Genomic DNA, 11,493 nt, shown 5'->3' with positions numbered 1-11,493 from the left:
GCCAGACGAAAAATAATTACAGAAAGCTGAAAAACATTTGGGTTATTGAGGACAATATAAAACTTCTTTCTGAATATGTAATATCAAAAATAACGGAACCCAAAACAGGAATATGCCATGGATCAAGACGCGGTCTTGAACAAGAATGGTTTATGAAATATATTCCCGGATGCAATGTTATGGGAACCGAAATATCTCCATCTGCGGAAAACTTTCCAAATACAATAAAGTGGGATTTTCATGATGTTAAACCTGAATGGAAAAGAGCGATAGATTTTATTTATAGTAACGCCCTCGATCATTCTTACAATCCTGAAATGTGTCTTTCGAACTGGATGTATTGTTTAAAAGAAAACGGTATATGCTTTATTGAACATAGTACGCAACATGGAAAAGGAGTTGCGGACGAGGTCGATCCATTCAGGGCGTCAATCGACGAGATTCCGGTATTGATCGATACCTGGGGGGCTGGATTATTTTCTATTGTCGATATAATAAATCCTGTCGTTTTACCTGAATGTGTTTCGGCAATGTCGGTATTTGTAATAAGAAATATGGTCGGAAGAAATGGATAGAAAAGTAGTTTATACCGCCGTGTACGGGCCTCATGATTATGGTCCTGGATTTGTTAGGTGTAAACCATCATGCGAATGTATTCTTTTTACTGACGACAGAAGGCTCATGCTTTATCTTGAAAACAGGAAATCTCCATTCAAGGCAATATACAGGGATGCTCCACACCCCGATCCGAGAAGGGCTTGTCGGTATTTTAAAACTATGCCGGATGTTGAACTTAAAGATTACGACGTTTCTTTGTGGGTTGATGGGAATACTGCTTTCTATAAAGACCCTGCCGTTGTAATTGATTCAGAAATGAATGGTTCAAATTACAAGGTATACAGGCATTGGAATGGAATAAAGGATATATTTCTTGAGGGTAATAGATGCATAAGGCTTGATAAGGCGACGGAAGAAGAAATAATTCCACAACTCAAAGAATACGGAAAAACCGCATATTCAAATTCCGATACAATAGCCGCCTGCACGTATATCATGAGGCGTCATAATAATTCAGAAGTTGTTGAATTCGGTCGCAAATGGTGGGAAGAGATATTGAAATTCAGCGCAAGAGATCAAGTATCATGGGACTTCCTTAAGTGGAAAATGAATCTGAAATTTGATTGGATAAAGACGCCCCGATTATCTTGGGTTAAAATAGGTCCGCACAACAGAAGGAATCTCGGATGAAAAGATACGAATTGATAAACTGGTTTATAAAAGAATACGGATATAAATCATACCTTGAAATCGGTATCGATGTTCCAAATAATTGTCACAATAGAATTAAATGCGAGTTCAAATGTGGGGTTGATCCGAATGTCGGGCAAACGAATAAGCCTCATTATTATCGCACAACATCGGATGAATTTTTTAAATCGAATACATATACCTACGATATTGGGTTTATTGATGGACTCCATACCGGAGAGCAGGTTTTCAAGGATGTCATAAACCTTCTTTCGGTATTGAATGATGGTGGAACAATAGTGATGCACGATTGCAGGCCGTATAACGAAACGGTTGCAGCGCCAGCCAGGGTAAAGGGAAGTTCGTCATGGTACGGAACGGTATACCAAGCGTGGTCATTATTGAGATCTACTCGTCCCGATCTTGACATGCATGTAATAACCGATGACTGTGGACTTGGAGTAATAATGCGTGGAAGTCAAAAACTTTATACCGGACCTTATTCAACTTTCAGGGAGTGGGCCGATAATCAGAATGAGATTATTCAACCGCTTACTCCAACACAGGCATTGGAATACTACAAGAGGAAATAATGGGAATATCAAAAACAGTATTCGATCTTGTCGACAAAGCGATATCTCTTACGCCGCACGGAGAACCCGACGGATTGATTATGTGTGAGTTCGGTCAGATTGAGATAAGGGAAGATGTCGGCATTAATTTTACTATTGCTAAAAAGTATTTTGAATCAATCGGGGTTATACATACATCCTTTGACATTGCCGGTAAATACGGTTCAATTTCTGTCGATTTATCGAAGCCTGTTAAATCGGAATGGCAAGGACAATTCGACATTGTTACAAACTTTGGAACCATAGAGCACGTGAATAGTTCGCAGTATTGGGCTTTCAGGAACATGCATGAACTTTGTATGAGAGACGGGGTAATGGTTCACACTTTGCCACTTGCGGGAACATACAAAGGGCATTGCAAGCATTATTATACGACAACGCATATTAATAACCTTGCAAGGATGAATAATTATCGTGTAATATTGAATGAGATAAGAGTAAGAAATGAAAGTAGGCTCCAAAGCCTTGTTTGCTCTATACTGATAAAATCATTCGATAATGAATTCATAAGTGAAGAGGAATTTAAAAAATGCACATTGATGTGAGAATTCCATGGGAACCGGGAAGGCGTCTCGGCTTTGCCTGCAATCGAATGTTCAAGACCGTTGAAGATTGGGGGCTTATTCTCGACTGGGATGTGACGCTGCTCAATATCAACTGGTATGATATTTGTTTGAGGGCAATCGAGAAGGTGGGTCATGATGCGGGATTGATTTCTTGTCTTACTAATAGGATAGGGTGTCCGCTCCAAAAGTTTGTTTCAGGTGATAATGATAATATTGCCGATCATATGGCAACCGCAAAGGCATGTGAGATGTGTTGGCCGGGAGAAGTAGAAGACGTTACCGACAAACCGAACAAGCTTTCTGGAATGTTCTTTCTCACCCGCCGAAAAATATGGGACGCCGTGGGAGGAGTCCCGGACGATAAATTTATCGGCATGGATAACTATTACCACGACCGGGTAAAAGAGGCAGGGTATAGAATTTACATTATGAAAGACTTGTATGTATTCCATAATTACCGGAGGCAATGGAAAAATGACAAACATTGAACGATGCAAATTATTGATATCGCAGGCCGAAAACTTTAAAGATAGTGTTGATAGTATAGATATATTGATAACGTCTCATATTGTTGCCGCAATTGATCTAATTGCAATCGGAGATGAATTTGATGATATCAGAAAAAAGGCAGGATTAATTCGCCAAGAAATGTATAATAAATCAAGAAACGAAAGAGACTTATATGTACAGGTAAGCTCCATATTTTGTTACGGAGAAAGGCCGATGTTTTGAAAAGGTACGCCATATTCTTTGCGGCGACCGGGCCGCTTGTTGGGAGAAATTATCTTCCTGATACCAATTGCTTGTTGAACAGCATTCAGAAGCAACGGTTATTCGATTATCCTGATTGCGAACTTGATGTATATCTACTTCATTACGGGTTCGATCCGGTATGGAATTACATCGAACGAGCAAAGGCGGCTTTCGATTTCAATTTTATTCCTATCGAACTAGACATAAAAAGCATTCCGTGCAGCAAAGAAACGAAGCCAATTGAGTTGATCAAGCGCGCGCGATATTTCAAGGTACTTGATATCGGTATGAAATACGATTCGGTCTGTCTGCTCGATGCAGATATGTTTTTTGTCGCCCCTGAATTTATGTCCTTCATGGAAATGGTATCGGGAACCAGGAAGCTGATAGGGGCAAACGAGCGGTTCAAGTGGGACGTGGGACCGGCAACGTACTTTGAAGGAAATGGGAAACCAGTATTCGACAAAACCTCCCGGCTATATTCTATGATCTGCAATGTACCTTCAATTTTCGACATGAAGCAGTGGCGGGAAGTATTCGAATATTATTGCAAAATATGTTTTGATGGATACCAGTTCAAGGGGCAGAATCGGGTTGGGATAGGCGATCTATTTGCCCACAATATCTCTATTCATAAAATGGGCAGGGATCAGGATGTAATAATGCTTCCTATGGAGGCAATGGCACAGGTGCATCATGTCTGGCGCAAACCGTGGACGCATATCATAAATGACAACGGGCACTGGCGCTCCTTCTCCGGCGACAGGGTATATATGATCCACGACACGAAACGAATATGTCAGGAGAAATTCGTTTCCGGGAATATGGATGCATACCGAAAAGAGTTTGAGGGATGGAAAGACCTGAAAGCTATGGAGCCTAAAATTCAGGCCGGACTGCAGGCGATTCAAAAAGAATGGTGGGAATTAAATTTCGGCAACGATGCCAAATTGAAGCTATACGACTTTTTACCACAAAACGAAGAATGGGACAATTTAACAAAGTGAGGTTTTATGCCGCAAGCAAATTTTAATTCACCCTTGGAAAGTAACGAATGTCTGAATTATATCAGGCCCTCGAATAAGCAACAGCTGATAACTTCTTTCACAGATAATGTTGCTGTTACGCTTCGTAACCCGCAAAGAGTGTCAAACGACCTTACTACTGCCGCCGCCATAGCGATTCAATTTCGTGGCGATTCGGGATATGTCACGAGACAGTTTGCCGCAAGGGAACGCCTTGTATGCGATCCTATCAGTATCGGGAGTTCGGCAAACGGTACGACATCAACACGGGTAATAGTGGACGGAATAGATTAAATGGGTTCTGTCGTCACATTAGCTTTTGCCGGAAACGAATATCAGGTATCTGCTCCAGAGTACGGATATACCACAAAGATCGTTATGCCGTTTCACTGGCAACGAAAATTACCTTTGGGGTATTCAGGGTTTGATGACGGGACACAACGGGACATTCGTATCTGGAGCGGTAGTTTTATTCTTACCGCGGCGCAGGCGACGACATTCCTTAATTTCTACGCCGATGCTGATAAGGGGCGAGGTGTTAATGTTGGAATAAGGCTACCGAAGAATAGCGGCTTTACTCCGTTCGGGCCGGATAAGGGGGATTACGGCAATTATAGCGTGACTGTTCACGATGTAGTTGATTCCGGGATGCTCCTTACTCCGTATAAGCATTTTTCAATCAAGTGCAATATGACCGCGCACACCTATCCTTCGGTATCGGTTCCAAGGGTTAAAACAGACGGATCGTTTCAGATTGGGACAGTAACCGGACTTCGCTTCCCGGAGCCGTGGCCGCAGCCAGCTGTTGATTACGCTATGGATATTCAATTCACCAGAAATGGAACCGCGAAGACAATCGATCGGTTGGCTGGTTCTGACCACTGCGAGACTACTCTGAAGATGGTTTGCAATCGTTCCCGCGCTTATTCATTGCTTTATTTTTTGACGAACACTGCCAGAACGAACGACTTAACTATAACGACCGCATCAGGAACCTACCTTTTCGGATTGGAGAAAGGAACGTCGGGAGTGTATACGTGCCAGTGGATCGACACGGAACTTGAAGTTACTCACGTCAATTTTGACAGGTATGAATTTTCACCAACCTTCTCACTGGTATCGGTAGCATAATGGCAAAATCAATATTTGCAGTGAGAATATACCTTGACCTTACATCTGTCGATAAAACAGAAATAGGGTTGTATTCTATCGGTGCTGGAGCATCGGCCCTGCGCTGGATTGAGTCAGACATATCAGCATACAATCCTACCTATGCATGGAAAACCGGTATCCTTGTTCCTGACTGGCTTGAACCGATTACCGACAGTTACGACGGAACCATAGGGGGTTCGGTCGGTGAGGTTGGCATGGGTGGAATTAAAATAGTTTCTACCGTAAATTATGAGAGTAATCAACGCAACATATCAAAGGTATTTTCAGACCTTGGGGTGAGGTTGAACGGTAGGCGGTGCGACATTATCGAATTCGAAATAGCGAACGGAGCACTGATTGCCGCCGATGGAACAGTAGTATTTCGGTGCGAATGCGGAAGCCCGGAATACGACGAAATGTTTACCCGGATAGAGGTTCAGACCGCCCTGCTTAATCGGCGTTCTAATCTTGGAACACAGATAAATGAAGTTGACTTTCCTGAAGCGTCGAGCAGCGTTTTAGGAAAAGCCGTCCCGATGACGTTCGGGGAATACATTTCTGAACTTGATTCGAAGACGGGACTTATCGGAGGTGGCCTTGCCCGGATGGATAGGACCGCAAACAAGGAAACCAAGTGGACCAATGCAAACTTTGATTATTTGCAAAGATATCCCAACACAACAATGTTTCCTATAACCGGTCTTCTTACATTGGGATACGATTTTCATATACGGGGAAACAATGATAACTTCATCGATGGAACATACGATCATTTGTACGTAAGGGTTGTCGATGGAAAAGGAAGCGGAAATTCTCCAAGGCTTGTAACGAGAATTGAGAAAGACCCCGTTCGGGCCGATGGAATGACATTCTACATCGATACCTATTTCACCGAAGATTTATCACAAAGTGATAACGACGAAGAAGGAAGATCGTGGGTTGAGTTTGTTGTTGTAAATCGTGATTACGATTCAGACTTATGGCCGTGCAAAAACTTTCTTGATGATTTGGGAACCGCCGTTACTCTACCGATAATTTACGGCCACGATTCAGACGCTTCTAAGTTTGAACGCCTTGCCGCATACGGATACAAGATTGACATTGCTACAACAAATAAAAATAAACTCATTATTGATCCAATGCATTTTTTAGGTTCCGAAGTCGATAGTTGCTCTGGATTTTTTATACTCCCGGTCGATAGTGTTTTTCTTACTACTTTGAACGATCTTAATAGTTGGGAACTTGAGACGTCTGAAAAGGTGTACAAACGGGTAATGGATGGTATTCATTCGAGGAGAGGTGCTGCACACGTTACGTGGTTTGATTCAACCGACCAAATAATACAGGGAACCGCAGCCAGTGCAACAGACAAAGACAGTACAACATATTTTCAATTTCTTGTTGAGGGACGCGGATCGGATCACGAAGGAAAAGAAATTGATTACTATAAAACATTTACCTTCATACTTCCTAAAATATCAGATGATTATAATTTTGATAAATGTTACCTTGGAATAAAACTTGTTGGCGATGTGGATGTAAGCAGAAGGACTGCGGCATCTTATTATTCAAGAGTTAAATTACGTCGGTGGGCATATAAGACATTTGACATACTCACCGGAAAGGCTTTGTATGAAATAAAGGGTTCGGGTGGTGTGATGGATGATCTACCTGATTACTATTATGCCGACTTGCCAAGCACAGGAAGTAAAAATTTTTATAGAGAATCGGCCGAAATAAGTACCGGGATATACAACCCGATGACCGGGTATACCTTCTTTGATTTAAACATCGATTCGATAGAAAAGTACAATTCTATTATAGAGGGGATATTGGCATTCAGGAGACGGATAACATATACCGACAATGGCTCTATTTATATGCTTGACAATACCAAACTTTATGAACTTGCTATAATATTCGGAAAAGAACTTGACATAAAATCCAACATTTTCACCGGATACCAAGGCCGCATATTCAATTCAACATTCGATTCCCGACAACTTACCGATCTTATTGACACTCCTAAACTCGCCCTCATGCATACTCTTATGCTCCAGAACTGGAACGAAACGGGAGAATTAAAAAATTGGGGGAAGGAGTATCCGACGACTCCCCTTATTGATATCTCCACCAATGAGGGCGGGTTTCATTATTATGAATTGCAGCATATTGACAACATAAAATTGCGCCGACAAATATTTGATTATGATGAAATGTGGTCGGATAAGATAGTCGATTCTTTGTGCCGTGATTTTTTTATTGTTCCTTCCCAGGATCACGCAACCGGAAACGAACGTATTTCATTTATCGGACGAAAACACCAAACGGCATCTTCCGTTTCTATTACCTTGGATCAGATAGTCGGCAAGGTTCTTACCGTAAAGGCGCAACCAGAGAAGGCTATTTTCTGCGAACCGTTTGTGAGGTACAATTATAATTCGGCAACAGAAAAATACGATGGACTTCTGCAAATAAAATATTCAGGTGCAACCGGATTCCTTTCAAACTTCGTTATAGGAATAACCGGCAGTGCGGCAGAGAACGCTTGGAATAAGGCGCATAAGCTTTGGGAGATTACCCAAAAGGTTGAGATGCCTCCCGAAGAACTCACAGATAAAAAATGGATCTACCGGCATGAAGACGCGCTATGGTATCTCGATACATGGCTTTACTATATGGGGGCGGTCGATACTGAATTAGGTATTGAATATGCTTCGCGTGAGCGACTTGGTTTTAATGTTCACTACACTACTGGAAAGGCGCTTTTTAAAGGGCAGCACATAAACCTCACACTTCCGTTTCATACAGAATCCGTTGCCATTGAATGCGTGATAGAAAGCGTTTCCAAGGGCCGGGAACTGGTTGGGGTTGACGTCATGTTGCTGGACAATATTACCGAAGACGATTTTTATATCATAAAATCACTTACTTCAACCGATGAAATTCAGAAGGTAATACCTGAATTTGGTACGGACGATGATTGGAATAAGGTATTATAATGGCATTACAAAAAAACATAAAAGAAGTGGAAGATACCGAGGCGAACTTTGTCGCGAATGCAGCGGCAAAGAACGACGGGTTCCTTACCAATGTTACAGGGTATCCGATGGTTAAAAAGCGTGGGACCGATACCGACTTTTGGCACCCTGAAAAATCACGCAGCTCGATTGGGGCTTATACTTATTACGACAAAACAGTAAAAAATCTTCTGGCGACGGAAGACGTGAGCACGAACAGCAAAATAAAGAACACGAACGATGCAACCACAAATATCGACCTTGATTATGCCGGGAGTCAGGTGATAATAAATATTGCCGGGTCACCTTATTTGACGGTAAAATCAACGGGTGATATTATATTAGCTAATGGATGGGAGTTAAGATGCAGAGCGACTTATTTCGGTCTTTTTTACAACGATGTTTATACGGGGTTCGGCGTGGGGAATATCCCGTCGAGCAGCAGTTCGTCGTCCAGTTCAAGCTCAAGCAGCAGCTCAAGCAGTTCTTCGAGCAGCGTAGCATGAAAACAGTAACGCTCATTCTTATGGCGGTTCAACTTTCTTTTGGTGCATGGTGGAATTATACCAACATCGACAGCCTAAGGATGAGAAAATTTGCAAACGACAAATTGATGTTTGTCGATGCTGCCGATTCTACTCTTGACAGTACGCAGATAGGGTATAATAAAATCAATCATTACACAACTTTCCCGTCATATTTATTATACGATTCATCATCTAATGGAATGCTGGCGGTAAATACTTCAAACGGTTTTGACAACAAGATACTAACATTGTCATCTGCCGGTGCTGGTGGTTTTATGAATAGAGGGTCGTTTATTGCATTATATGGAAACGAGGCGACGATTCCCGGTGCAATTCATATTGCTTCTGGTGAAGCTGGATATACAAAGTTATTTACTCCGTTCTTTTATATTGCATTCGGATCAGATACCGCGAACCTTAATATTGTTCCTTGGCCGGGAACTGGAACAAATAGTACGGCTATCGGATGCAGCGACTTACGACCGGAAGCCCATTTGAATATATTTGGTAACACCATTGGAGACGGATTTGATCTTTATAGCGATACGGCATTGGCAGTTTCTCTTCTTATAGCAAACGAGAATTTTCAGGTTGGAGCTTCAGGGCATCAGATATTTGAAGTAACTCGCCATATCGATACCGTGTTTATTGATTTCGGAGATACTACACTATTTATTAAATGCGGGATAGTTCCATAATGAACAGATTGTTTATATTATTTTTTACATTATCCTGTTTTGCTACCCAACGAATTCCTGACAGCCTTTGGGTATTGCGCGGTATAAGGACTGAAGGAACTATGTCGATTAAGAGAGTGCCTTTTTCGACAAGTCCTGAAAGTCTTTTGGTAAGGGATGCGGGAAGTAATGAAACAAGATCATATCCATTTACTTTCGATTCCGTCCGCGCTGCGCACAAGGCTGACTCTTCCGGCAAGGCCGATTCTTCGAGAGTGTCGGGTACATCGTACGGATTTATCCACGGAGTTACCAATCAATATATACCACACTCAACAGGCGTAGGAACGCTTGGGCGACGCAATCTGTTTTGGGGTGCCACCCCCGAAGCAATGGATACTGCCGCGTTATGGTACGGGGATGGCGGTGTCAGAAAAGTGATATTTGTTTTGTTTACAAACTCAGGTTCTGCCAATTCAAGAAATAGAATAGGTCTTTATAATTACCAAACGTCATACGGATGGTATGGAGCGTCGTGTAATCTGTTGTGGACAAAGCTTTCTGCAGGCGGATTTACTGGATATAGTAAGTTCAGCATCAGAACAATAACCGATCCATCTCCAGAAACGTTTATGGACCACATCTCAATTTATGAACAGACAGGGCAAGTTGTATTTAACGATTCGCTTACTTATTACGGAGCACCGCATAGGTCGGTATGGCCAACTGTAAAGTTTAAAAACTACCGTAATTCCGATAGTTTAATGATTGAAAATATGGGATCGTACAGTCAAGAAATAATAAAGGTTTGTACCTCAACCGACTCCTTTGCAACATGGAAAAGGACGTCGGCTGGAAACGAGTTGATGCAAATGTCAGGTTCAACTCTTCGAACTGTAATCGGTGCCGCAACCCCGCAGCAAATAAGTGACAGTCTTGCCAATAAAGTGATAGGTGTGGGAACCAGATATTTTATGCCTGTATGGTCCGGAACTCCTACAACACATACTTTATCTAATTCGTCTCTGCTCAATCTCGGATCAGCTCTCATGAATATTGGTGTAGCATCATCTATGCAATTAATCAATACAAGTGAAAGTGAATCTTCATGTAATTTAATTTTTAATAACGCAGATACAAAGTATTATGGGGGTGGAGTTTATTTAACATATCATAAACTTCAAGACGATAGTGGATATTCTCATTTTGAAATCAGATCGTATTCAAGCGCTGGAAAATATTTGACATTTTTACGGATAGACGAACAAGGGGGACTGAATTTAAATCACGCCGATTATGATGATACCAGAAACATACCGGCAATGACGGTTGATAACGGTGGAATACACGTTGATGATACAATATGGACAGACGTCGGAACATCTAAATGCCTTTCTATGTTTAACTCTGATGGAGCGATAATAAATTCAGGAATAAGTGACTCTGGAAATGTTTTATCTTTTCTTGACAGCATATCTATACATTTAAGAAACTGGTCGAGTGGAACGGGGTATTTTCTTATCGGCGACCAATCTATTGACTCTGGATCGTATTTTAAAATGTACAATAAGGTTTCCGGTGGAAACACTGTTATTCAAAATAAAAACGGTATCGGGCTATTAACACCAGGTTCTTATGTTGTTGCCGAAGACGATTTTCATACTCAATATAATGAAGAGGGTGTTGCTTATGTGAATGGGGCAAAATCTTTGCGAACAATAACTGCCATTGATTCTAACGAATTAAAGGTGCTTGATGGTGCTGTAGATACATTTACTGTTGTCGATTCTCTATTTGATGGGGGAACATTCAGAACCGCCTCAACTGCGGCTGTTTATAAAATAGGAAGAATGGTAACCGTTTCTTTTTGCAATCTGACCGGAACGGTTACAG

At 41.7% G+C, this 11,493-nt stretch carries 13 protein-coding genes; all 13 read left to right on the top strand.

All coding sequences use genetic code 11. The features are described 5' to 3' along the window. The coding region (locus WC407_RS14765; protein ID WP_373023410.1) for a hypothetical protein at positions 1-575 on the top strand (575 nt) is incomplete at its 5' end. Further along, a complete protein-coding gene (locus tag WC407_RS14760) occupies positions 568-1,248 on the top strand; it encodes a glycosyltransferase domain-containing protein (protein WP_373023409.1) in 681 nt (226 codons plus the stop codon). The genes WC407_RS14765 and WC407_RS14760, both read left to right, overlap by 8 nt. After that, positions 1,245-1,841 carry a class I SAM-dependent methyltransferase gene (locus WC407_RS14755; protein ID WP_373023408.1) on the top strand — a complete coding sequence of 199 codons (597 nt, stop codon included), beginning with the start codon at positions 1,245-1,247 and terminating at the stop codon, positions 1,839-1,841. The genes WC407_RS14760 and WC407_RS14755 overlap by 4 nt, the downstream gene beginning before the upstream one ends. Then, a complete protein-coding gene (locus WC407_RS14750) occupies positions 1,841-2,425 on the top strand; it encodes a hypothetical protein (RefSeq protein ID WP_373023407.1) in 585 nt (194 codons plus the stop codon). The genes WC407_RS14755 and WC407_RS14750 overlap by 1 nt, the downstream gene beginning before the upstream one ends. Beyond that, positions 2,410-2,934 (top strand): hypothetical protein, encoded by a 525-nt coding sequence (locus WC407_RS14745; RefSeq protein WP_373023406.1) that lies wholly within the window; start codon positions 2,410-2,412, stop codon positions 2,932-2,934. The genes WC407_RS14750 and WC407_RS14745 overlap by 16 nt, the downstream gene beginning before the upstream one ends. Next, complete coding sequence (locus WC407_RS14740) at positions 2,921-3,178, top strand: hypothetical protein (RefSeq protein WP_373023405.1); 258 nt, start codon at positions 2,921-2,923, stop codon at positions 3,176-3,178. Before WC407_RS14745 ends, WC407_RS14740 begins: the two co-directional genes overlap by 14 nt. Continuing rightward, entirely contained in the window at positions 3,175-4,206 is a 1,032-nt protein-coding gene (locus WC407_RS14735; RefSeq protein ID WP_373023404.1) for a hypothetical protein, read from the top strand. Before WC407_RS14740 ends, WC407_RS14735 begins: the two co-directional genes overlap by 4 nt. A 138-nt stretch (positions 4,207-4,344) precedes the next feature. Further along, positions 4,345-4,518, top strand: a complete 174-nt coding sequence (locus tag WC407_RS14730; protein WP_373023403.1) for a hypothetical protein — start codon at positions 4,345-4,347, stop codon at positions 4,516-4,518. Next, positions 4,519-5,355, top strand: coding sequence for a hypothetical protein (locus WC407_RS14725; RefSeq protein WP_373023402.1), 837 nt, complete (start codon positions 4,519-4,521; stop codon positions 5,353-5,355). Next, entirely contained in the window at positions 5,355-8,378 is a 3,024-nt protein-coding gene (locus tag WC407_RS14720; protein ID WP_373023401.1) for a hypothetical protein, read from the top strand. Before WC407_RS14725 ends, WC407_RS14720 begins: the two co-directional genes overlap by 1 nt. Beyond that, on the top strand, positions 8,378-8,902 hold the full coding sequence (locus WC407_RS14715) for a hypothetical protein (RefSeq protein ID WP_373023400.1): 525 nt from the start codon (positions 8,378-8,380) through the stop codon (positions 8,900-8,902). Before WC407_RS14720 ends, WC407_RS14715 begins: the two co-directional genes overlap by 1 nt. Further along, on the top strand, positions 8,899-9,621 hold the full coding sequence (locus tag WC407_RS14710) for a hypothetical protein (RefSeq protein WP_373023399.1): 723 nt from the start codon (positions 8,899-8,901) through the stop codon (positions 9,619-9,621). Before WC407_RS14715 ends, WC407_RS14710 begins: the two co-directional genes overlap by 4 nt. Next, the coding region (locus WC407_RS14705; RefSeq protein ID WP_373023398.1) for a hypothetical protein at positions 9,621-11,493 on the top strand (1,873 nt) is incomplete at its 3' end. The genes WC407_RS14710 and WC407_RS14705, both read left to right, overlap by 1 nt.

This window comes from Sulfuricurvum sp., assembly GCF_041651515.1.
In the GTDB taxonomy this organism is placed as follows: Bacteria; Campylobacterota; Campylobacteria; order Campylobacterales; family Sulfurimonadaceae; genus Sulfuricurvum.
Note: the sequence above shows the minus strand (reverse complement) of the source record. Positions and strands in the feature narration are given on the sequence as shown.

What these genes read in the sequence shown, in the direction of transcription:
- WC407_RS14760 (WP_373023409.1), top strand. Translation starts at nt 568, where the DNA reads ATGGATAGAAAAGTAGTTTATACCGCCGTGTACGGGCCTCATGATTAT.
- WC407_RS14725 (WP_373023402.1), top strand. Translation starts at nt 4,519, where the DNA reads ATGGGTTCTGTCGTCACATTAGCTTTTGCCGGAAACGAATATCAGGTA.
- WC407_RS14755 (WP_373023408.1), top strand. Translation starts at nt 1,245, where the DNA reads ATGAAAAGATACGAATTGATAAACTGGTTTATAAAAGAATACGGATAT.
- WC407_RS14745 (WP_373023406.1), top strand. Translation starts at nt 2,410, where the DNA reads ATGCACATTGATGTGAGAATTCCATGGGAACCGGGAAGGCGTCTCGGC.
- WC407_RS14740 (WP_373023405.1), top strand. Translation starts at nt 2,921, where the DNA reads ATGACAAACATTGAACGATGCAAATTATTGATATCGCAGGCCGAAAAC.
- WC407_RS14710 (WP_373023399.1), top strand. Translation starts at nt 8,899, where the DNA reads ATGAAAACAGTAACGCTCATTCTTATGGCGGTTCAACTTTCTTTTGGT.
- WC407_RS14720 (WP_373023401.1), top strand. Translation starts at nt 5,355, where the DNA reads ATGGCAAAATCAATATTTGCAGTGAGAATATACCTTGACCTTACATCT.
- WC407_RS14750 (WP_373023407.1), top strand. Translation starts at nt 1,841, where the DNA reads ATGGGAATATCAAAAACAGTATTCGATCTTGTCGACAAAGCGATATCT.
- WC407_RS14715 (WP_373023400.1), top strand. Translation starts at nt 8,378, where the DNA reads ATGGCATTACAAAAAAACATAAAAGAAGTGGAAGATACCGAGGCGAAC.